At 67.3% G+C, this 19,933-nt stretch carries 23 protein-coding genes and 1 riboswitch; of the genes, 11 read left to right on the top strand and 12 right to left on the bottom strand.

The genetic code is table 11. The features are described from left to right. Position 1: 1 nt before the first annotated feature. From ABDC78_RS28740 to ABDC78_RS28725, 4 genes are all read right to left on the bottom strand, one after another. Positions 2-787, bottom strand: coding sequence for an energy-coupling factor transporter transmembrane component T (locus tag ABDC78_RS28740; protein ID WP_178358113.1), 786 nt, complete (start codon positions 785-787; stop codon positions 2-4). Next, positions 784-2,247 carry an ATP-binding cassette domain-containing protein gene (locus tag ABDC78_RS28735; RefSeq protein WP_178358114.1) on the bottom strand — a complete coding sequence of 488 codons (1,464 nt, stop codon included), beginning with the start codon at positions 2,245-2,247 and terminating at the stop codon, positions 784-786. Before ABDC78_RS28735 ends, ABDC78_RS28740 begins: the two co-directional genes overlap by 4 nt. Continuing rightward, entirely contained in the window at positions 2,244-2,855 is a 612-nt protein-coding gene (locus tag ABDC78_RS28730; RefSeq protein WP_178358115.1) for an ECF transporter S component, read from the bottom strand. Before ABDC78_RS28730 ends, ABDC78_RS28735 begins: the two co-directional genes overlap by 4 nt. A gap of 121 nt (positions 2,856-2,976) precedes the next feature. Further along, positions 2,977-3,087, bottom strand: a riboswitch (TPP riboswitch). Positions 3,088-3,120: 33 nt separating this feature from the next. Beyond that, positions 3,121-3,693, bottom strand: a complete 573-nt coding sequence (locus ABDC78_RS28725; RefSeq protein WP_347133266.1) for a hypothetical protein — start codon at positions 3,691-3,693, stop codon at positions 3,121-3,123. Between the two features lie 23 nt (positions 3,694-3,716). Here ABDC78_RS28725 and ABDC78_RS28720 point away from each other — a divergent pair, with 23 nt between their 5' ends. Then, positions 3,717-4,406 (top strand): SDR family NAD(P)-dependent oxidoreductase, encoded by a 690-nt coding sequence (locus ABDC78_RS28720; protein WP_218620549.1) that lies wholly within the window; start codon positions 3,717-3,719, stop codon positions 4,404-4,406. 8 nt (positions 4,407-4,414) lie between these two features. On the opposite strand, the gene ABDC78_RS28715 is transcribed toward ABDC78_RS28720, so the two are convergent. Continuing rightward, complete coding sequence (locus ABDC78_RS28715) at positions 4,415-4,837, bottom strand: nitroreductase family deazaflavin-dependent oxidoreductase (RefSeq protein ID WP_347133265.1); 423 nt, start codon at positions 4,835-4,837, stop codon at positions 4,415-4,417. Positions 4,838-4,991: 154 nt separating this feature from the next. Here ABDC78_RS28715 and ABDC78_RS28710 point away from each other — a divergent pair, with 154 nt between their 5' ends. Next, positions 4,992-6,026, top strand: a complete 1,035-nt coding sequence (locus tag ABDC78_RS28710) for a GlxA family transcriptional regulator (protein WP_178358118.1) — start codon at positions 4,992-4,994, stop codon at positions 6,024-6,026. Here ABDC78_RS28710 and ABDC78_RS28705 read toward each other — a convergent pair. After that, positions 5,976-6,977 carry a DJ-1/PfpI family protein gene (locus tag ABDC78_RS28705; RefSeq protein WP_178358119.1) on the bottom strand — a complete coding sequence of 334 codons (1,002 nt, stop codon included), beginning with the start codon at positions 6,975-6,977 and terminating at the stop codon, positions 5,976-5,978. The genes ABDC78_RS28710 and ABDC78_RS28705 overlap by 51 nt on opposite strands. A gap of 241 nt (positions 6,978-7,218) precedes the next feature. On the opposite strand from ABDC78_RS28705, the gene ABDC78_RS28700 reads away from it, so the two are divergent. Genes ABDC78_RS28700 through ABDC78_RS28680 form a run of 5 tightly spaced genes read left to right on the top strand, consistent with a single transcriptional unit; the run spans position 7,219 to position 10,101 of the window. Then, complete coding sequence (locus ABDC78_RS28700; protein ID WP_178358120.1) at positions 7,219-7,743, top strand: DUF1097 domain-containing protein; 525 nt, start codon at positions 7,219-7,221, stop codon at positions 7,741-7,743. After that, complete coding sequence (gene nthB, locus ABDC78_RS28695; protein ID WP_178358121.1) at positions 7,740-8,477, top strand: nitrile hydratase subunit beta; 738 nt, start codon at positions 7,740-7,742, stop codon at positions 8,475-8,477. The genes ABDC78_RS28700 and nthB overlap by 4 nt, the downstream gene beginning before the upstream one ends. Further along, positions 8,474-9,094 (top strand): nitrile hydratase subunit alpha, encoded by a 621-nt coding sequence (gene nthA, locus ABDC78_RS28690; RefSeq protein WP_178358122.1) that lies wholly within the window; start codon positions 8,474-8,476, stop codon positions 9,092-9,094. The genes nthB and nthA overlap by 4 nt, the downstream gene beginning before the upstream one ends. Continuing rightward, positions 9,091-9,399, top strand: coding sequence for a nitrile hydratase accessory protein (locus tag ABDC78_RS28685; RefSeq protein WP_178358123.1), 309 nt, complete (start codon positions 9,091-9,093; stop codon positions 9,397-9,399). The genes nthA and ABDC78_RS28685 overlap by 4 nt, the downstream gene beginning before the upstream one ends. A 24-nt stretch (positions 9,400-9,423) precedes the next feature. Further along, positions 9,424-10,101, top strand: coding sequence for an energy-coupling factor ABC transporter permease (locus ABDC78_RS28680; protein WP_178358124.1), 678 nt, complete (start codon positions 9,424-9,426; stop codon positions 10,099-10,101). A gap of 6 nt (positions 10,102-10,107) precedes the next feature. Here the strand turns inward: ABDC78_RS28680 and ABDC78_RS28675 are convergent, their stop codons facing one another. After that, the gene (locus tag ABDC78_RS28675; protein WP_178358125.1) at positions 10,108-11,607 is read right to left on the bottom strand and encodes a hypothetical protein; all 1,500 of its coding nucleotides are present in this window, start codon (positions 11,605-11,607) and stop codon (positions 10,108-10,110) included. Then, positions 11,583-12,737, bottom strand: coding sequence for an NAD-dependent epimerase/dehydratase family protein (locus ABDC78_RS28670; protein WP_178358126.1), 1,155 nt, complete (start codon positions 12,735-12,737; stop codon positions 11,583-11,585). The genes ABDC78_RS28675 and ABDC78_RS28670 overlap by 25 nt, the downstream gene beginning before the upstream one ends. 100 nt (positions 12,738-12,837) lie before the next feature. On the opposite strand from ABDC78_RS28670, the gene ABDC78_RS28665 reads away from it, so the two are divergent. Both ABDC78_RS28665 and ABDC78_RS28660 read left to right on the top strand, forming a co-directional pair. Beyond that, complete coding sequence (locus ABDC78_RS28665; protein ID WP_178358127.1) at positions 12,838-13,563, top strand: methyltransferase; 726 nt, start codon at positions 12,838-12,840, stop codon at positions 13,561-13,563. Continuing rightward, positions 13,560-14,021: a GtrA family protein gene (locus ABDC78_RS28660; protein WP_178358128.1), complete on the top strand. Its 462-nt coding sequence runs from the start codon at positions 13,560-13,562 to the stop codon at positions 14,019-14,021. Before ABDC78_RS28665 ends, ABDC78_RS28660 begins: the two co-directional genes overlap by 4 nt. On the opposite strand, the gene ABDC78_RS28655 is transcribed toward ABDC78_RS28660, so the two are convergent. From ABDC78_RS28655 to ABDC78_RS28645, 3 genes are read right to left on the bottom strand one after another with little or no spacing between them, the layout of a single operon-like run. Continuing rightward, positions 13,969-14,760, bottom strand: coding sequence for a glycosyltransferase family 2 protein (locus ABDC78_RS28655; protein WP_218620550.1), 792 nt, complete (start codon positions 14,758-14,760; stop codon positions 13,969-13,971). The genes ABDC78_RS28660 and ABDC78_RS28655 overlap by 53 nt on opposite strands. Next, positions 14,757-15,692 (bottom strand): NAD-dependent epimerase/dehydratase family protein, encoded by a 936-nt coding sequence (locus ABDC78_RS28650; RefSeq protein ID WP_218620551.1) that lies wholly within the window; start codon positions 15,690-15,692, stop codon positions 14,757-14,759. The genes ABDC78_RS28655 and ABDC78_RS28650 overlap by 4 nt, the downstream gene beginning before the upstream one ends. 35 nt (positions 15,693-15,727) lie before the next feature. Next, positions 15,728-16,501 carry an enoyl-CoA hydratase/isomerase family protein gene (locus ABDC78_RS28645; RefSeq protein WP_178358130.1) on the bottom strand — a complete coding sequence of 258 codons (774 nt, stop codon included), beginning with the start codon at positions 16,499-16,501 and terminating at the stop codon, positions 15,728-15,730. 40 nt (positions 16,502-16,541) lie between these two features. Here ABDC78_RS28645 and hadA point away from each other — a divergent pair, with 40 nt between their 5' ends. Next, the gene (hadA, locus tag ABDC78_RS28640; protein WP_178358131.1) at positions 16,542-16,991 is read left to right on the top strand and encodes a (3R)-hydroxyacyl-ACP dehydratase subunit HadA; all 450 of its coding nucleotides are present in this window, start codon (positions 16,542-16,544) and stop codon (positions 16,989-16,991) included. 15 nt (positions 16,992-17,006) lie between these two features. Here hadA and ABDC78_RS28635 read toward each other — a convergent pair whose 3' ends face one another. Continuing rightward, positions 17,007-19,001, bottom strand: coding sequence for a 4-alpha-glucanotransferase (locus ABDC78_RS28635; protein ID WP_347133264.1), 1,995 nt, complete (start codon positions 18,999-19,001; stop codon positions 17,007-17,009). An 86-nt stretch (positions 19,002-19,087) separates the two neighbouring features. On the opposite strand from ABDC78_RS28635, the gene ABDC78_RS28630 reads away from it, so the two are divergent. After that, on the top strand, positions 19,088-19,924 hold the full coding sequence (locus tag ABDC78_RS28630) for an SDR family oxidoreductase (protein WP_178358132.1): 837 nt from the start codon (positions 19,088-19,090) through the stop codon (positions 19,922-19,924). The last annotated feature ends 9 nt before the right edge of the window (positions 19,925-19,933 follow it).

Genomic DNA, 19,933 nt, shown 5'->3' with positions numbered 1-19,933 from the left:
ATCAGCGCCCGCCGATGAAGTGCCAGGTGCCGAACGCGATGGAGACGGAGACGGCGGCGGCTGCGATGCCCACCCCGGCGGCGATGAGGGCGAACTCCCGCAGCCCGAATGACGAGGGCCGCGCCCAGGTGCGGGTCGGATAGGCGCCGAAGCCCCGTGCCTCCATCGCGGTCGCAAGCTTGGATCCGCGCCGCAGCGCAAAGACCAGCAGTGCGAAGGCTTGACCGAGAAAACGTCGCAGTCGGGCGTGGTCGGCGACCCCGCGTGCTCTGCGCGCGTAGCCCAGGTACTGCCAATCCTGCTGTAACAGTCCGACAAGTCGCATTCCGGCCAGCGCTCCGACCACAAACCGGGCGGGCAGTTTGAGTGTCTGTCCCAAGCCATCGGCGAGTTCGGTCGGATCGACATCGACGAACAGCAGGACCGAGGGAAGCGCGATCGCCAAGACCCGCAGGAACATCGCGAGTGCGAGTTCGATGGATCCGTCGCTGACGTTGATCAGCAGGAAGTGCCAATGGACGGTACCGCGCACCTCGCCGTACAGCAGATTGGTCAGGGCCGTCAGCGCCGCCGCGACGGTGATCAGCGCGCCGCGAATCAGGAAGGCACGCAGACGAACTCCGAGCGCAATGAACAGCGGGATCTCCAACAGCAGCGCGGTGAGCGCGGAGACCCAATCGACGCTGAGCACCAGCGTCAGGGCGATGACTGCTGCGGTCGCCAGTTTGGCCACCGGGTTGATGCTGGGTCGAGCAGCATGGGGCGGGGCGGCGACGGCCGATGTCATCGAAGTTCGATCCGGTCGTCGGCCAGCAGTTCGACGAACTCGGCATCGTGGGTGACCGCGACCACGGCAGTGCCCTCGTCGGCGATCTCGGCCAGCAGGTTCAGGAGTTCGGACCAGGTACGGCGATCCTGCCCGAAGGTCGGTTCGTCGAGGACGATCAGGCCTGGTCGGGTCATCAGGACGGTCGCGACGGACAGTCGCCTCTTCTCGCCGCCGGAGAGCGTGTAGGGGCTTCTGTCTGCGAGGTGCGTCAGGCGCAGCCTGTCGAGCAGAGCGTCTCCGAGCGAGCTGATCTCGGCCTTGTCGCGTTGCAGCGCTTTCGGTCCGAGGGAGATCTCCTCGCGAACGGTGGCAGCCAGGAACTGATGCTCCGGATCCTGGAAGACGCTCGCGATGCGGGTGAGGAGTTCCTTGGACCGCCATCGAACGGGCTGACGATTCTTCGGCGACGGTGCGAAGTCCGGCTGTGCCTCGAGGGTGCCGCCTCGGGGTGGCAGCAGACCTCCCAGTGTGAGGGCCAACGTGGACTTTCCGGCACCATTGGGTCCGGTGACCGCCGTGACTCGCCCCCGGGCGATCGCGAAGTCGAGTCCGCCTCGCACCTGCGGCCCAGAGCGGTAACCCACCGACAAATCGGTTGCCGTCAACAACGGTTCCGACGCGGGCGCTGCGGTGCGGACGATGCGGGGGACGGGCGCGTCGGGCACCCAGATTCCGGACCGCACGAGATGGTCACGTTCCCGTCGAATCGTGTCCTCCGGCGCGCCGTCGGCGATGATGTCGCCATCGGGGCCGAGAACGATGACGCGGTCGATGACGGGAAGCCAGACCTTGGTGCGGTGTTCGACGACGACGACGGTGGTACCGGCGAGGTCAGCGGCGGCGGCCACGGCATTGCGGACCTCGATGACGCCGGTCGGGTCGAGGTTGGCGGTCGGCTCGTCGAGCAGAAGCAGACCGGGATTCATCGCGAGTACACCCGCCAGGGCCAGGCGTTGCTTCTGCCCGCCGGAAAGGTGGGCGGTGTCCTGCGGCAGCGGAAGCTCCAGGCCCACCGAGTGCAGCGCCTGGCGAACACGCGGCCAGATGTCCTCAAGTGGCACGCCGAAGTTCTCCATTCCGAACGCCACGTCGTCACCGACGCGGGACAGGATCACCTGGGAGTCCGGGTCTTGCAACACCATCCCGATCCGTGCTCGATTCTCGGCTGGACGCACCCCGTCGACGAGCAGGCGTCCGGACTCATGGCCTTCTTCGGAACCGCCGAGCAGCCCGGCCAGGCCCTGCAGCAGGGTCGACTTGCCCGACCCCGACGCCCCCAGCAGCAACACCCGTTCGCCGGGGTCGATGCGAAGGTCCAGATCGCTTACCGCCCAACGGTTCTGCCCGGCGTGCTGCCAGCCCCACCGGTGAGCCGTCACCGCAACCCCGTCGGTGGACGGAACCGATCTCGGGCTCATCGTGCGGCAGGACTCGCTACTCTGCCGGAGTCGAATCGACTGAGAGCGCCGGTCTTCGCCAGCCCGCGGACCACGAACCACGACAGCACGCCGGCGATGAGCGCACCGGAGACCACTGCCGACACCGTGAAGATGACGGCGAAAGCCGTTGTCGATCCGGGGTAGTAGATGATCAGCTCGTTGATGGCCAGCGCCACTCCGGCGACCGCGCCCGACAGGACGGCCACCGGCAGGTTCCAGCGTCGGTAGAGGAACACCGCAAAAACCAGTTCGGCGCCCAGGCCCTGAACCAGTCCCGATTCGATGGTCATGACACCCCACTGGTTGCCGACCAGCGCCGACACCGTGGCCGCCACCAGTTCGCCGTACAGGGCGGCGCCGGGCTTGCGGATGACCAGTGCGGTCAGCACGCCGGCGAACAGCCATCCACCGCCGACAAGTCCCTGCAGGCCGGGTAGTAGGGCGATCAACGGGGCGGAGAGGGGATTGGATGCGATGTTCCAGAAGACGAAGACGAGGCCGGCGGCCACCGCCAGCACGCTGGCGACCACGATGTCGACGACGCGCCAGCGCGTTGCGGGCCTGTGATCGGTGTTCTGCTCGTCCATGGGGACTCCTTGTGCATGGGGACGGCGATGCGCTGACAGCGCGGTCGGCGCGAAAGCTGGTGTTTTGAAGTGAATTTCGAGCAGCAACGAGCGCGGGCTCAGCTGGGTGGTACGTGAGGGGCACGTGTCACGTTCATCTCCCTACGCCGGCATTACCCGGTCAGGTTCGACGGTCGACAGCCGGTCAGCTGTCCTCTCAGCGCACTCGGTGTGCGCTCCCGTGTGGTTCTACGGCTCCCAAGCTAGCGCAGGCAGGTTTGTGGCGCTAGGCCGGGCGGGACTCATTCCGCGTCAACGTCCAGGACTGGCCGTCGGCGTCCTCGGTTGCCACGTAGTCGGCGGCGATGCGGGGAGCATCGCGAATGAGGAATGTTTCTTCCTGGGCCGCCCAGCGATCCCAATGCGGCCGATAGGTGTCACCGTCACGGTCCAGGGCCCGCTGCTTGCGGACATCGTCAGGAGTCTCGACCCAGATCCCGAGTTCCGCCAGTGGGCGGTGGGACGCGGCCAACGCCCCCACCCCTTCCACGATCAACCGCCGGTGAGGGTCGACGGTGTGCCATCCGTCGGGGGCGCCGGTGTCCCAGTTCCAGCGTCGCCAGCGTCCCGGAAGACCGGCGGCGCGCGGCGCCAGAAGTTCGGTACGAAGGTGCTCGATCGCCCAGTCCAACCCGTCCCAGCCGGGGTAGATGTCGTCGAGGCGCACCACGGAACTGGTGGGCCACACACGGTGAAGGTGTTCTGCCAGTGTCGATTTGCCGGAACCGGACCGGCCGTCGATGAGCACGGTGGACACGCCGGCGGACGCCACCTGGCGGGCTATTTCTTCGAGCCTCACATCCGGAAGCGTACGTTCGAGGCATGGCAGACCGAGTCCTCGACGGCGCATCGATCGTCGTGGTGGGGGCCAGCGGCGGCATCGGCCGCCGGATCGCGACACAACTCGCCGAACAGGGCGCCCGACTGACGCTGGTCGGCCGTGACATGAGCGCCCTTCGATCACTCGACATCGACGCGACCCTGCTGTCCGCGGATCTGCGCGACGCGGAGGCAGGCAGGTCGATCGTCGAGGCAGCCCTGGGCGCCGACGACCGGATCGACGGTGTGGTCAACGCAGCCGGAGTCGTCGCGTTCGGGTCCCTCGCCGACACCGACGACGCGGTGATCGAAGACTTGTTCCTCACCAATGTGCTGGGACCGCTGTGGCTGATGAGGGCTGCGCTCCCGGCGCTCACCGCGTCCCGTGGTTTCATCGCCAACATCAGCGCCGTGGTCGCCGAGCAGCCTCTTGCCGGCATGGCCGCTTATGCCGCGTCCAAGGCGGCCTTGACCGCCGCAGACCGCGCGCTGAGTCGTGAGCTGCGTGCCGCCGGTGTCACCGTGATCGACGCACGCCCGCCGCACACCGAGACCGGCCTCGCGGACCGCCCGATCGCCGGTACCGCGCCCAAACTCCGGGAAGGCCTGCAACCCGACGCCGTCGCAGAGCGCATCATCGCCGCCATCCGTGCCGGCGAGCGTGAGGTTCCCGCTGAGGCGTTCGGCGACTGACGTCCCGACTACTCCAGGACGAACACCGGGATCAGGCGATCGGTCTTGGTCTGATACTCGGCGTACGGCGGGTACGCCTGCACCGCGAGATCCCACCAGTGCGCGCGCTCCTCGCCGTCCACCTCGCGTGCGGTCAGTTCGACGATCGTCTCGCCGTCCTGCGCCGTCACCTGCGGGTGCGCCTTGACGTTGTGGTACCAGGAGGGGTGCTGCGGGTCGCCGCCCTTGGACGCGACCATCGCGTACTTGCCGTTCTCCTCCACGCGCATCAGCGGCACGTAGCGCTTCTTGCCGGACTTGGCGCCGGTGGTCGTGAACAGGACAACTGGACGGTCCATGATCTCGACGCCGTCGGTGGTTCCCTGTTCGAGAATGCGCGCGGTCTGTTCGCGGACCCAGTCCGTGGGGCTCAGTTCAGCTGGTTCAGTCACGGAGCGCGTAACACCGATGAGCGTCGACTTATTCCCGTGGCGACCACTTGTGCTGCAGATGTGACCGACTTCGACGATGGTTGGACTGTCCCCAGGTGCGCGAACGTGCCGTCTGACGGGCGCGCGGGGGCGATGGAAGGGCAGTTCAGGACACATGGCCGGCGATTCAGGACATGCGCAGAACGCCAGAACAGTGGTGTTCGCGTTATACGACAAGGTGACCCTGCAGGACGTCGCGGCACCGCTGGAGATCTTCGCCCGCGCGAACGACTTCGGGGCCGCCTACCGGGTGCTGCTGGCCTCCCCGACGGGAGCGGCGGTCGGCACAACGGCGTTCGCCTCGCTGAGCGTGGACGTCTCGCTGGCCGAGGTCCCCGACTCGATCGACACCCTGCTGGTGCCGGGCGGCGTCCCGGCCGAGTTCACCTTCACCCCCGGCCTGCACGACATCCCTGAAGAGCCGACACCCGATGCGGTCCCCGATGCGCTGGAGATGGTGCGCGTCCTCGCGCCGCGGGCGCGCCGGGTGGCCTCGGTGTGCACCGGCGCATTCGTTCTCGCCGCCCACGGACTGCTGGACGGCCGCCGGGCGACCACCCACTGGGCGCACTGCCAGGAACTTGCTCGCAACTATCCGAAGGTGAAGGTGGACCCGGACTCGCTGTTCGTCCAGGACGGCCGCTACATCACCGGCGCCGGCATCACCGCCGGCATCGACCTCGCGCTCGCCCTTGTGGAGAGCGACTACGGCCCGGCGGTGGCGCGCCGCGTCGCGCGGTGGATGGTCGTGTTCCTGCAGCGACCCGGTGGGCAGGCGCAGTTCAGTGTGTGGGCCGAATCGGCGTTCCCGGTCGTGGGTGGGCTGCGTGAGGTCGTGGATTCCGTCATCGCCGATCCCGGCGCCGACCACTCCATCGCCTCGTTGGCCACCCGCGCCGCGCTCAGCGAGCGGCATCTGGTGCGGATGTTCCGTGATCAGGTCGGGATGACACCGGCCAGATTCGTCGAGCAGGCCCGACTGGAAGCGGCCAAGGTCCTCCTCGCGACAGGAGACCACAGCCAGGACACCGTCGCCCGCCGCGCCGGGTTCGGAACCCCGGACACCATGCGACGCACATTCCGGCGCAACCTCGGTGTGTCACCCGGCGTGTACCGAAACCGCTTCCGCACCACGGGTATCCACCAGTAGACCGGTCGGCCGCAGCGGCAGCATGCGGTGCGCGGCGAGATGGTCACGGACTCGCGCGCCGTACCGCAGACCGCTGCGTCGGGCTGCCGCGTGAAACGACTCACCCGCGAGGACCAGGCCGACCGCGTTCTCGAGCCGAACGTCGTAGACGTACTGTCGCAGCGTCACGCCGGTCTGGGCTTTGAACAGTCGGGCGAGGTGTCGCGGACTCAGCCCGAGTTGGGCTGCCACGGCATCCAACTCGTAGTGCCCCGCGGGGTCGGCATTGACTGTTGCCATCAACCGTTCCAACCCAGGATGTTTGGGCCTAGGTGTCCGCGCGGCGACGGAGATCTGCGGATGGCCCTCCAGTCGCCTGCTGAGTACCACCATCTCCTTGGAGATCTGCTGTGCCATGTCCGGGCCGTGATCGTCGGCGACCAGAGCCAATGCCAGATCGATGCCGGCGGCGACACCGGCGGAGGTCCAGATCTCGCCGTCGCGGGTGTAGACCGATTCGCGCTCGATGATCGTCGACGGATGACGCGCGGCGAACGTGTCGAGGTGCCGCCAATGTGTGGTGGCGCGGCGACCGTCGAGCAGTCCCGCCGCACCGAGGGCGAACGAACCGGCGCAGATCGACGCGACGCGCCGTGCACCCCGAGCGTGCGTGCGGATCAGTTGTTGCAGCGGGCGCGGAACACCCTCGGCGACAAGGCCGTCCCCGCCGGGAACCAGGAGCGTGTCCACCCCCGACGCCAGCCGCGACGCCGGGGCCGCGTCGAAGGACAACCCCGATGAGCACCGAATCGTCCGGGATTCTCCACACGAGTAGAGCGCTACGGAGTAGGCGCAGCCCATCGTCCGGGCCACGTCGAAGACTTCCAGCGGGCCGGTGACGTCCAGCGTGCGCACGCCGTCGAACACCAGCACCGCGATCGTGCGATTCTGGTGTTCGACGTGGTGACACATGGCGCAAGCGTGGCCGAACGGACGGTCGGACGCAGGCCGATGTCCGGATTTTCGCCCCACGTGTCCGTGTTGGTCTGCCCGCCCGGGCGATGTCCTGTTCTGCCCGAGAGATGTCCATGCCGGCAGTCAGCGGTCAAGCCCCGGTAACCGATCGGAAACACGCCGGCCCCAACGTTGTTCACGGGTTCGACTCTCGATCTCGACGACACCTCTCGATCTCGACGACACAAGGTGGAACTGTATGGATTCTCGATCTGCGCTGACACTGAGCATCGGTGTGCTCGGTGGCGTGGCGGTGGCGTTCACCGCCACAGTGATCACCGTTCCGATATGGGTGGTGTTCCTGGCATGGGCCTCGTTCTTCTTCGTCGGTGGCGGACCCGCCGGCTGGCTGCGGTCGGTGGCGTCGAATCTGGTGGGTGTGGCGATTGCCTGCGGCAGCCTGTACGCCGCTCATCTGCTCGGTGGCGGACTCGCCCTGACGGCCGTCGCCGTCGGTGTCGGCAGTGCGCTGATGGTGCAGGCATCCTGGGTCGGATTCCTGTCCACCACTCCCGCTGTGGTGGTCGGCTTCGCCTCGACGGTATCGACCGTGGCCGGGACGGGACAACTGGTCACTGCGACGAGCATCTCCCATCCCGGTCTCGTGGCGGCGTGTGCCTGCGTCCTGGGCGCGACGTTCGGGATCCTCTCGGAGTACCTCGCGAACGTGATGACACGAACGGCTCCAGTCAGCCGTCCTGACACGGAAGGTGCCACGGCATGAAACTTCAGCACTATCTCGGCGGCCTCGAAGGCCTGCCCCAGCCCCTGAACCTCGAGAAGCGGGTGTTCGTCGAGGAATGGGAGAAGCGGATCTTCGGCATCCACGTCGCGATGATGGGCTTGAGCAACCATCTCGGCTCTGCACTGCCGGAGTACCCGATCGCCCAGGTGCCGACCGAGTTCCACGACGAATGGACGTGGGCGGACCTGCGGACCGGTGCCGAGGGGATGAACCCCTTCGACTATTTCAAGTTCCGCTACTACGAGAAGTGGCTCGGTGGCATCACCCAGTTCTTCATCGACAAGGGCTACGTGTCGGAGGAGGAGATCGGCGCCCTGCTCGGTGGCACCTCGCCGGAAACCGGTGAGACGGGTGCACCGGCGATCGATGCTCAGGTGATCGACTACCTGCGCCGCGGTGACAGCCCCAGGCGCGACGTCGCGCACCCGCAGTTCGCCATCGGCCAGAAGGTGCGAATCACCAACGTCCCGGCCGGAGCCCATACCCGGCTACCCGGCGCGCTGCGCGACCGGATCGGCACCGTGACCCGCATCTTCGAAGGCGACTACGGCTACTTCGTCCACACCGGTGACGGCATCGGGGACCCGATGCCGATCTACATCGTCGAATTCACCCCCGATGAGCTCTGGGGTGTGCGCGCAGAACCGGGTGCGAACACGTTTTATGCCGAGCTGTTCGAGGCCTATCTCCAACCCGTCCAGGAGGACCAGTGAGTGATCAGTTCGCCTACCCATCCGACCGTGAACAGTCGAGCGCCGAAAAGGTTGCGGCACTGGAGCATCTGCTGATCGAGAAGGGGGTCATCACCAGCCAGACCGTCGACAAGGTGCTGTCCTACTTCGAGTCCGAGATGACACCGTTGAACGGTAAGAAGATCGTCGTCAAGGCGTGGAAGGAACCCGATTTTGCTGCCCGCGTGGTGGTCGACACCCCGGCGGCGATCGCCGAGCTGGAACTGCCCGAGGGGATGGCCGGTGCCGAGGGTGAACACCTGCAGGCCGTCGCCAATGTGCCAGGCGTGCACAACCTGATCATCTGCACCCTGTGCTCGTGCTTCCCGTGGCCGGTTCTGGGTCTGCCGCCCTACTGGTACAAGGACCCGGTGTTCCGATCCCGGGCGGCGCGCGAACCCCGAACCGTACTGGCCGAGGTCGGCGTCGAACTCGCCGAGGAGACCGAGATCAAGGTCTGGGATTCCAGCGGGCACTCACGGTGGTTCGTCATCCCCGAACGGCCCTCCGGGACTGATGATTTCACCGATGAGCAGCTGATGGACCTGGTCACCACCGAATCGATGATCGGTGTCGCGTTGGCGGGGCAGCCGGCATGACACTCCACGAAACCTGCACCACCGACCAGGCCGCCCCGTCGTTCGACCACGACTGGCAGCGCCGGGCTTTTGGTCTGGCTCTGGCACTCTCGGAGTTCGGTCACTATCCGTGGAGCGAGTTCCAGCAGAGCCTGATCGACACGATCGGGGGCTGGGAAGCATCGCCGCAGTCCGCCCGTGGCGAATGGGAGTACTACGACCACTGGGTCACCGCGCTCGAAGACGTGGTCCAGCACAGAGAAATTCTCACCGCACCGCTGCACGTCGACGACGGCGACCACGCTGTGACCGACGACCACCACTGACCGACCAACAGACAAGGAACTGCGATGCACATTGAGCCGGGGATCGTCGAAGGTTCGAAGATCGTCCTGAGTTACCTGACCGCCGCAGGTGTCGGCGCCTACGCGCTGAACTCGGCGTGGAAGCACATCAAGGAGCGCGGTTCGGCGTCGCTGGTTTTCGGGACGGTGGCGACGACGGTGATGGTGTTCGTGTTCTTCCAGGTGTTCCCGCATTTCCCGGTGGGAGTCTCCGAAGTCCACCTGATCCTGGGGTCCACCCTGTTCCTGTTGTTCGGGGCGGCGCCGGCGGCGTTCGGGCTGGCCGCGGGACTCCTGATCCAGGGGTTGTTCGTCGCGCCCTTCGACCTCCCGCAGTTCGGCATGAACGTCACCACGCTGTTGGTGCCGTTGTTCGCGCTGCAGTATGTGGCCAAGAGGACCATCGCCCCGCAGACACCCTATGTGGAACTGAAATACCGTCAGGTCCTGGGTCTTTCGGCGACGTACCAGGCCGGGATCGTGTCGTGGGTGACGTTCTGGGCGCTCTACGGCGAGGGTCTGACCGCCGAAACCTTGAGCAGCGTGGCGATGTTCGGCGCGGCCTATCTGTCGGTCATCATCCTCGAACCGCTGGCCGACCTGGCGGTGCTGGCCGGTGCGAAGGGGTTGCACCGATTCCGCGACAACGCCCTGCTCGAGCCGCGGCTCTTCGCTCCCGCCTGATGAGTGCTATAGGTCAGGTACGTCCGCCGGCTGGGGATCGCGTCTCCTGGGCGTGGGCGCTGACCCGCGCCCCCGGAGTGCGGTGATCCCCAGCACGCCGGCGAACGGCAGAAGTACGAGACCGGGCAGTTGGTAGCGCCACGAGAACTCGAACGCCGCCGACGCGAGCAGAATGGTCACGGCCATGCCGACCGCCAGGAGAATGGCCGAGCGGATGCCGCTGTGTCGGGCGCGGCCGAGCCCGAATCCGGCGAGCAGTGCGACGATTCCGAGGACACCCAACAACGTGCCCGGGGTGTAGCCGACGCTGAGCTGATATCCGCGCAGGAACGCGGCGAGGGCAGGCACCGCGGTGGGATCTTGCCCGCTGAACTCTTGCGAAGCCCGGATGCTGTAGTCCAGGTCGACGGTGGGGTACTCCGACTTGAACTGCCATCTGGCGACGGTGACGTCGCCGGGCGCGTCGGCGCGCACAGGGCGGAATCCCTTGAGGAAGTCCAGTGCCACGGCGCCGGCGACGTCCAGCGGCTGCTGGCGTATCACGGCCCAGCCGAACGATCTCTGGACCGCGAACAGGTCCGTGCCCGCGGGAAATCGAGCTCGCCAGGTCGGGTCGGTCTGGATGTGGGCGTAGGCGTCGAGGCGCTTGCGCTGCCCCAACGGCTCCTCGGGGCAGGCCAGCGCCGTCAACGGTTCGAGTGTCAAGCTGTCGCAGTCGGCGACCACGGCGGCGCGGCCGTAGAGCACGTTGCCGGTGGTCCGGGTCAATCCCCACTCGCCCGTCTGCGCGTGGAAGTACGCGCCGTAGCCCGCGATCACCACGCCGAAAGCGACCGCAAACGCCAGCGTGCGCGCGCCGATCGTGCGCCAGCCCGTCCAGGCACGCCATGACCGCCACGCTCCACCCGCGATGACGAGGTAGCACAGCGCCGGAACGACCAACGGAAACGCCACCAGTCGCAGCATCACCGCCACACCCAGCAGCAGCCCACCGAACGCGGCCCGACGCGGGTTCGGGGCGCCGACCCCGAGCAGCACCCACAGGAGTGCGACGAGGAGCACCTGCTGCCAGGCGTCGGACATGATCAGTTGCTCGATCTGGATCTGGTAGCCGTCCAGCAGCAGCGGTGTGGCGGCAAGCGCGGCCAACCACCGATTCGCTCCGTGCCGCAACGTCAGTGCGTACAGCGCGATCGCCGCGCCCACGCCTGCGCAATGCTGAAGCGCGGTAACCAGTTCCAGCCCGCCCACGGCGAGTGTCGGTGTCAGGATGAAGAGTTCGTATCCGATGGGGTGCAGGCCGCCGGGGTTGTAGATGCCGATGTTGCCGAGGTAGCGGAAGGAATCGCCGAACATCAACGCGGGCTGGTAGGCGAACCAGGCCAGCGCGCGCAACGTGACACCGACGGTCGCCACGGCCAGGAACACCCAGTGTCGGGTGACCAGACGACGGGTCGCGCGTGCGGGAGAGGCCGTCAAATTCAGGCGTTGCTGGGCTGCGCCCACTGCACGGTGGGGTACAACTTCTCGACGTCGACCCGGTGCTTGTTGGCCTCCACGATGCTGAACAGCGACTCGATCAGCGTGTTCGAGAGCAGGTGAGGCTGCAGTCCGAGCTCGACCAGGCGGGTGTGCTTGACGTTGTAGTAGTGCTCCGCGGCCTCCGTCCGAGGGTTGTTCATGTGCTCGATCTGTACCGGCCCGGGGAACTGCTCTGCGATCACCCCGGCGATGTCGCGCACCGACATCGACTCGGTCATCTGATTGAACACCCGGAACTCGCCTCGGTCGGCGGGATGCTCGACGGCGAGGCGGATGCATTCCACGGTGTCGCGGATATCGATCAGCCCCCGCGTCTGCTTGCCGGTTCCGTAAACGGTCAGGGGTTCGCCGAGCACGGCCTGGATGACGAACCGGTTCAGCACGGTTCCGAAGACGCCGTCGTAGTCGAACCGGGTCGACAACCGCTGATCCGCCGCCGTCTGGGGGGTCTGCTGACCGTAGACGACGCCCTGGTTGAGATCGGTGGACCGCAAACCCCAGTTCCGGCAGGCGAACTCGATGTTGTGCGAGTCGTGCACCTTGCTCAGGTGATAGAAGGATCCCGGCCGTTTGGGGAAGAGGACCCGGTCCCTGCGACCGTTGTGTTCGACATCGAGCCAGCCTTCTTCGATGTCGATGTTCGGGGTTCCGTACTCGCCCATGGTCCCCAGCTTGACCAGGTGGATGTCCGGGTCGGTCTCGGCGATGCCGTACAGCAGGTTGAGCGTTCCGACGACGTTGTTGTGCTGCGTGTAAACGGCGTGCGCCCGGTCGATCATCGAGTACGGGGCTGCCCGTTGTTCGGCGAAGTGCACGATCGCGTCAGGGGCGAAGTCACGCAACGTGGCGTAGACGAACTCCGGATCCAGCAGATCGCCGGGATAGACGCCGATCTGTTTCCCGGAAACGTCGCGCCATGCCGCCACCCGCACGTCGAGATCCTCGATCGGGACCAGGCTGCAGACGCCGAGTTCCTCGTCGTAGCCGCGTCGCGCGAAGTTGTCGAGCACCGCCACGTCGTGGCCGCCATCGGAGAGATGCAGGGCGGTCGGCCAGCCCAGGTATCCGTCACCGCCGAGTACCAGAACTCGCACAGACTGCCTCCTCCTGGATGTGATGATCACGACGAGCCTAAGCCTTGACAATGGTGGCGTGCACAATGGCGACAAGTACCCACGCATCGAGGAGTGACACATGGACGATCACCGGGGGGCGTTCACCGCGGCCACCGGCCGTCAACTCGAGGCCGCGGGACCGGACAAGCCCCGCTATCGCCGGTACCAATACGAACTGATCGCGCCGCACTGCGGCAGGTCGATCCTCGAGGTGGGCGCCGGCCTCGGCGAGTTCGCCGAGCAGTTCGACGACCTGGACCGACTCGTGGTCACCGATGTCGACCCGGCCGCGGTCGCGGTCATGGCGCGACGCTTCGCCGGGCGCGCCGAGGTCGAGGTCCGTCAACTCGAGCTGGGGACAGCGCCCGATCTCGATCGCCCCGTCGAGTCGGTGGTCGCGATCAACGTGCTCGAGCACATCGATGACGACGCCGGCGCGCTGCGGTCGCTCGCCACTGCCGTCGAGGTCGGCGGCAGGCTGGTCCTGTGGGTGCCGGGCTATCAACAGCTCTACGGCGAGTTCGACCGCAAGGTGGGCCATGTTCGTCGCTACACGCCGAACTCCCTGGCCGATGCCGTACGGCGAGCGGATCTCGACGTCGAACTCGTCAGGCCGGTGAACCTGCTGGGCGGCGTCGCCTGGTGGTTGGCCGTTCGCCGGGGCGGGGCCGGCGCACCCAATCCGAGGTTGGTCGCCGCCTTCGACCGCTGTGTGGTGCCGGTGACGAAGGCTCTGGAACGTCGGGTGCGGGTGCCCTTCGGTCAGTCGGTGTTGTGTGTGGCCCGCAAGCGGAGCGAGTCGTGATTCGACCGTGGCGCACACGAATTCCACTGTGGGGTCGCTACACCGGCGCCTCGGTCATCGCCGGGATCCTCAGCGAGATCGTCTTCCTGGTCACCTACTGGTTCACGGCCGGTCCGCTGCTCGCGAGTCTGCTCGCTTTCGTCGCAGGTGCTGTGCCCAACTATCTGATGAACCGGTACTGGGCCTGGCAGCGCCGCGGACGCCCGGACCGCACCAGGGAAGTCCTCCCGTACGCCGTGATCGTGATCGTCACCGCGCTGACCGCGATCCTGGTCACGACGGCCGCCGATCGCTGGGTTCGCGACCACGTTTCTGCGCAGGCGCTCCAGGTCGGCCTCGTCGGCGCCGCGTTCCTGGCGACCTACGGTGCCATGTTCGTGCTGAAGTTCGTGCTCTTCGACCGGTTCATCTTCGTCGACCGCGCAGCACGTACTCCCGACACCACGTCCGCAGCATGACGCGGGCGTAATTCGCGCCGTAGACCAGGTCACCACCCTTCTTGGTGGCACCGTCGCTGCGGCGGCTCATCGTCATGGGGACCTCGAGGACCCGCGCCCCCCGGGCCATGATGCCGAGCAGTAGCTCCGACGACTGATACTGCGGCTCGACCAGCGGAACCGTGCAGGCCAGTTCGGCCCGCATGGCCCGGAACCCGAACGACGTGTCGGTGAGACGGCGCCACGTCAGCAGCGAGGCCAGCATCGCAAAGACGCGCACTCCGAGCCAGCGCAACCGACTGTCCGACTCGTGTCGACCGAGTCGGCGCGAACCGGTGACAAAATCGGCACGGTCCTCGACCAGCGGGCGCACCAGTTCGGCGAGCTCTGAACCGTCGTACTGGCCGTCGGCGTCGGTGGTCACCACGTAGCGGGCGCCGCAGTCCGCAGCCAGGCGGTAGCCGAGTCGCAGGGCCGCACCCTGACCCCGGTTTCGCGGCGCGACGCAGGTGTAGGCCCCGTGCCGGTCCGCGATCTCCGCGGTCTGGTCCGTGGCGCCGTCGACGACGACGAGCACGTCCACCGGAATGCCGCAGCAGCTTTTCGGTATGCCCGCCAGCACCGCGCCGATGCCGGCGGCCTCGTTGTAGGCGGCGATCACCACCACCAGTTCCGCGAGGCGCGGGTGCGAATGGCGCCGGTGGAACTCCGCGACGGCGAGGGTGTCCACCTCGTCCGGGTATTCGGCGAGGCGTGTCACGCGGTCGCGCCCGAAGCCTCGTCGCGGAAATAGCGCCATGTGCTCTCGAGCCCGTCCGACAGTTCGACCGACGGGCGGTAGCCGATGGCATGCGCACTGTGCGACAGGTCGAGGACCACGGCGGGCATCTCACCCTGTTGCGCCTCAATGTGTTCCGCGACCAGAGGCCGGCCGGTGACACGGCGAACGGTCTCGACGAGTTCCAGCACCGACACCGAACGTCCCGATCCGACGATCGCGCTGCCGGTGTAGGTGCTGTCCCAACCGAGCAGGACAGCACGCACGACGTCGTCGACATGAACGAGATCACGGCGCTGTGAACCGTCGCCGTAGATGCGTACGGTCGAACCCGACAGCGCTGCCCGCATCAGCCTCGGAACAAAACTGTCCTTGTGCGCCATGCCCGATCCGTACACGTTGCTGAACCGCAGCGCGCAGGTCGTGAGCCCGTATGACCCTGCATAGCCCGACAGCAACATCTCGCAGGCGGCCTTGGTGGCTCCATAGGGCGTCAGCGGCCGCAACGGCAGCTCCTCGGTGATCGTGGTGGTCCCCACGTCACCCACCACTGCGTTCGTCGACGCCAGCACGAATCTGGTGACCCCCCTGATTCGGGCCAGCTCGAGCAGTTCGTGGGTGACAGCGACGTTTTCGGCGTAGGTGTCTGCGGGCCTCTCCACCGAGCGGAGTACCGACGTCGCGGCGGCAAGGTGGACGATGGCTACGGTGCCGGGTGCCACTGCCTGGTCGAGGACGGCCTTGTCGAGGAGGTCTCCGACGACGTCGGTCACCCCGGCGCGCGGCTCGTCGGGCTCCTGCCGGTCGACGATCGTCACGGGAATCCCCCTGTCGTGAAACGCCTTCACGACGGCCCGACCGATGAAGCCCCGGCCGCCGGTGATCAGCACGCGCCCCTCACTGTGTGTGTCCACAGCGGTCAACGTAGCGCGCTCGCGGTCTCAGGCTGCTACCGCGCCCGCCACTGCGGCGGGCGTCGGTCGCGCCAGGCCTGCATCCCTTCGGCGACGTCTTCGGTGGCTCCGGCCACCTTGCGCATGGTCTCGCCGAAGCGAACCGACTCGATCCAGCCCATGTCGGCAGTGCGCCAGGCGACCTCCTTGGTCGCCCGCTGAGCCAGTGGCGCCGCCTGGGTCAGGGTCTTGGCCCACGCCATGGCCTCAGCCCGAAGATCACCGGGTTCGACCAGCCTCCAGATCAACCCGATCTCCTTGGCGCGCGCCGCGTCCATCGACTTGCCGGTCAACAGCAGTTCCATCGCGTTGGCCCACCCGACGCGACGAGGCAACCGGATCGCTCCGACAACGGTGGGCACCCCGAGCGTCACCTCCGGGAAACGGAAGCTGGCCTCGGTGCTGGCGATGACGAAGTCGCAGAACAACACCCCGGTCAACCCGTATCCGATGCAGGGGCCGTGCACCGCGGCGATGGTGGGCTTGAACAACTCCATTCCGCTTTCGAAGGAGTTGATAGTCGGCTTCTCCCAGAACGTTCCGCCGAATGTGCCCACTGCGCCCGCGCCGTCCTTGAGGTCGCCACCGGCGCAGAACACGTCGCCGTTGGCGGTCAGGATCCCGACCCAGGCGTCCTCGTCGTCGCGGAACCGATCCCAGGCCGCGTTCAGGTCGTTGCGCAGCGCGCCGTTGATCGCATTGCGCGCCTCCGGCCGGTTCAGGGTGATGGTGGCGACGTGGTCTTCGAGTTCATAGGTGACGAGGCTCATGGCTGGACCCTAATTGCCGAGGCAGATAGGTTCGTCACTCATGGCCCTGTCACCGGACATCGTCGGCATGACCTACCTGTACCCCGACTACTACGAGGTCGGGGTGGAGAAGATCCGCCAGTACGCCAAGGCGGTGAAGAACTCCGACGCCGCGTTCTTCGACGAGGACGCCGCCGGGGCGCTGGGTCACGACGCCATCCTGGCGCCGCTGACGTTCATCTCGATCTTCGGGCTGCAGGCCCAGCTCGCCTTCTTCGCCCATGCGGGCATCCCCATCGAAGAAGAACGGATCGTCCAGAGCGAGCAGGGTCTCACGATGCTGCGGCCCATCAAGGCGGGTGACAGGCTCTACTGCCACATTCGGCTCGAGTCGCTCCGGCAGGCGTTCGGAGCGGACGTCCTGACGATCAGGAGCCGGATCACCAACCAGCACGGCGAGACGGTGCAGGAGGACTACACCACGATGGCGGGCCGCAGCGAATCCGAGTGACGCCCCCGCCGCGTCTCAGCGATCCCCCCGGAACGCGGCGGTGACCTCCGCGACCCGCGGGTCGGTGCGGAGTTGCTCCAGGGTCACCGGAAGTGGGAGACGCCAGTTCGGGTATTCGTCGATCGTCCCGGGAAGATTAGGCTGCCGCGGTTCGGCGATGACGTCATACGGTGAGACGAGCTTGAGTTGACTCGGGGTGGACGCCAGGAACCGGTGCATCGCAACGATGATCGCCGGCTCGTCGGGTTCTGACGCCGCGTCCAGAAGCCCTTCGGAGCGCAGCAGTGCCACCCACTCCGTGCGTTCCCGGTCGGCGTTGGCCCGTTCGGCCGAGACGTCGTCGAGCAGACCGAGGTCGGCGCGCGCCGTCACATGCTCACCCCGCAGGAACCCCGCCGCGGTCGGCAGGTCGTGTGTCGAGAGGCTGGCGGCAGCCCGTGTCGGCCAGTTCGCCGGCGACAACAAGGGCTCGTCCGGTGCGGACTGATCGCGGGTGAACCACGACACCGCGCAAACCAGCATGCCGTTGTCGGAAAGTGCTTGCGTGACTTCCGGTTCCACCGTCCCGAGATCCTCTCCGACCACGGTGGCGTGCGCCCGGTGGGCTTCCAGCGCGAGCACCGCGAGCATGGCGTCGGCGTCGTAGTGCACGTAGGTGCCCCGGTCGGGACCGTCACCCGGCGGAATCCACCACAACCGCCACAGGCCGGCGACGTGGTCGATGCGCAGGCCGTCGGCGTGTGCGAGAACGGCCCGGAGCATGTCGCGCAGGGCGGAGTATCCGGTGGCGGCCAGCCGATCCGGCCGCCATGGCGGCAGACCCCAGTCCTGACCACGCGGGGTGAAGTTGTCCGGCGGCGCCCCGACACTCACCCCCGTCGCCAGGACGTCGGCCAGCGCCCACGCGTCGGCGCCGTCGGCGTCGACTCCCACCGCCAGGTCGTGCAGCACACCCAGTGCCATGCCGGAGTCCCGGGCGGCATCCCGCACAGCGGTCAACTGCTCGGCGCATCGGTGCTGCACCCAGGCATGGAACGCCAGCCTGGGCGCCAGTTCCCGGCGGGCCGACGAGACAGCCGACCCGGTGACATCGCGCAGCGGTTGCGGCCACCGACTCCACCGTCCGCCGTGCCGCTCGGCCAGCGCGCAGTACGTGGCCCAGTCCCGCAAACCCTCGGGCGCCGCCGGATCGTCCAGTGGATCAGGCCTGCCCTCGGAACGCCAGAGAAGTTCCAGCGCAGCGCGTTTGGCCGCCCACACAAGGTCGTGATCGATCCGCTCGGTGCCGGCGGAGACACGCAGCGCGTCCACTTCCGCGCGGACATCGGGATCGGCGCGTCGGTAGGCGCCGATGTCCTCGATGCGTAATGCCAGCGGGTTGGCGAACCGCCGGCTGGAGGGTGTGTAGGGGGAGGGCTGCACCGGATGTGTCGGGCCGGGTGCGTGCAGAGGGTTGAGCAGTACTGCGCCTGCGCCGTGCTCGGCGGCGGTCCACTCCACGAACTCACGCAGGTCGCCGAGGTCGCCGATGCCCCAGGAACGTGCCGAACGCAATGCGTAGAGCTGCAGCATCCAACCCCAGGTGGCAGGGGCCGAGGGCACCGTCGGCGGCGCCGCCACAAGGGTGGACCGATGCCCGTCGAGGGTGTGCAGTTGATACCACCCCGGCGTGAGGTCGCCGGGCAGTTCATCGTGCACCTCGATGTGTGCGCCGGACTCGTCCACCAACAGCGCTGCCCCCGGCAGAGATCTGGGACGTCCGTCCAGCCGGACCGCCACCGTGGGTGCCGGCACGCCGGAACGTTCTCGCTCGGCCAACTTTTCCAACTCATCCCGCCGGGCAGCCTCGGTCGAGGCGTCGACGTCGAGGAGTCCGAGCACTCGGATGACCACGTCGGCGTCCACGGCGACCGGTTCCCGCCGCTCGTTGCGGTAGGACGTGGCCACGCCGTGAGCCGTGGCCAGTTGGCGGAGATCCTCGGAAACCGGACTCGGTTGGGCTGCGAACACCGCGCAGCTATACCCGCACCTCGGTCGCTTACACCGACGTGCGACCGGTGCCACGTTCTGCGGGTGGCTCCGTATACGGTCCAGGGATGAGTGCAGTCTCGGTGATCACCGGCGGAGCGGGCGGCATGGGTCTGGCGACGGCCAAGATCGTCGGCAGGGACCACGGCGTCGTCCTCTGCGATGTCCGACAGGAACGACTCGATGCGGCGGCCGCCGCGCTGGACGACCTCGGGATCACCGCCACAGCGGTGAACTGCGACGTCACCGACGCGCAGGCGGTCGCGCGACTCTTCGAGACCGCCGCCGGCCTCGGGACGGTCGCCTCGGTGATCCACACCGCCGGGGTCAGCCCCAGCATGGGCGGCGCCGACTACATCATCAGGACCAATGCCCTGGGCACGCTCAACGTCGACGAAGCGTTCTATGACACCGCCGCCGAGGGCGCCGCGATCGTGAACGTGGCATCGATGGCGGCCCACCTGCTGCCCGAGGAGATGATGCCGACGGGCAAGTACCCCCTGGCGATGCAGGACGTGGAGACCTTCATGACGGAGATGATGTCGACGTGCAGCGCCGTCCCCGACGAAGCCCGCTCCGGGTTCGCCTATGCCGTGAGCAAGGGCTTCGTCAGGTGGTACAGCTCGTCGCAGGCCGAAAGGTTCAACGGCCGGGGGCTGCGCATCGTCTCGGTGTCCCCGGGATCGGTCGACACGGAGATGGGCCGACTCGAGGAGCAGGCCGGCGCGGGTGCGATGGTCACCAACGCGGCGGTGCCGCGGTGGGGGAAACGCGAGGAGATGGCCGAGCTGCTGGCCTTCTGCGTCAGCGACAAGGCCGGTTATCTCACCGGAACCGACATCCTCAACGACGGCGGGGTGGTCGCCTCGATGAGGGAGCGCGCCAGGGTCGCCGAAGGCGGCTGATCGCCTGTG

Source organism: Mycobacterium sp. DL, assembly GCF_039729195.1.
GTDB lineage: Bacteria > Actinomycetota > Actinomycetes > Mycobacteriales > Mycobacteriaceae > Mycobacterium > Mycobacterium hippocampi_A.
The sequence above is the reverse complement of the archived record's forward strand: the minus strand, read 5'-3'. Positions and strand labels throughout refer to the sequence as shown.

Bases quoted from the DNA above. Each gene is read 5' to 3' on its own strand.
- ABDC78_RS28740 (WP_178358113.1), bottom strand. From the start codon at position 787: ATGACATCGGCCGTCGCCGCCCCGCCCCATGCTGCTCGACCCAGCATC.
- ABDC78_RS28735 (WP_178358114.1), bottom strand. From the start codon at position 2,247: ATGAGCCCGAGATCGGTTCCGTCCACCGACGGGGTTGCGGTGACGGCT.
- ABDC78_RS28730 (WP_178358115.1), bottom strand. From the start codon at position 2,855: ATGGACGAGCAGAACACCGATCACAGGCCCGCAACGCGCTGGCGCGTC.
- ABDC78_RS28720 (WP_218620549.1), top strand. From the start codon at position 3,717: ATGGCAGACCGAGTCCTCGACGGCGCATCGATCGTCGTGGTGGGGGCC.
- ABDC78_RS28710 (WP_178358118.1), top strand. From the start codon at position 4,992: ATGGCCGGCGATTCAGGACATGCGCAGAACGCCAGAACAGTGGTGTTC.
- ABDC78_RS28705 (WP_178358119.1), bottom strand. From the start codon at position 6,977: ATGTGTCACCACGTCGAACACCAGAATCGCACGATCGCGGTGCTGGTG.
- ABDC78_RS28700 (WP_178358120.1), top strand. From the start codon at position 7,219: ATGGATTCTCGATCTGCGCTGACACTGAGCATCGGTGTGCTCGGTGGC.
- nthB (WP_178358121.1), top strand. From the start codon at position 7,740: ATGAAACTTCAGCACTATCTCGGCGGCCTCGAAGGCCTGCCCCAGCCC.
- ABDC78_RS28685 (WP_178358123.1), top strand. From the start codon at position 9,091: ATGACACTCCACGAAACCTGCACCACCGACCAGGCCGCCCCGTCGTTC.
- ABDC78_RS28680 (WP_178358124.1), top strand. From the start codon at position 9,424: ATGCACATTGAGCCGGGGATCGTCGAAGGTTCGAAGATCGTCCTGAGT.
- ABDC78_RS28665 (WP_178358127.1), top strand. From the start codon at position 12,838: ATGGACGATCACCGGGGGGCGTTCACCGCGGCCACCGGCCGTCAACTC.
- ABDC78_RS28645 (WP_178358130.1), bottom strand. From the start codon at position 16,501: ATGAGCCTCGTCACCTATGAACTCGAAGACCACGTCGCCACCATCACC.
- hadA (WP_178358131.1), top strand. From the start codon at position 16,542: ATGGCCCTGTCACCGGACATCGTCGGCATGACCTACCTGTACCCCGAC.
- ABDC78_RS28630 (WP_178358132.1), top strand. From the start codon at position 19,088: ATGAGTGCAGTCTCGGTGATCACCGGCGGAGCGGGCGGCATGGGTCTG.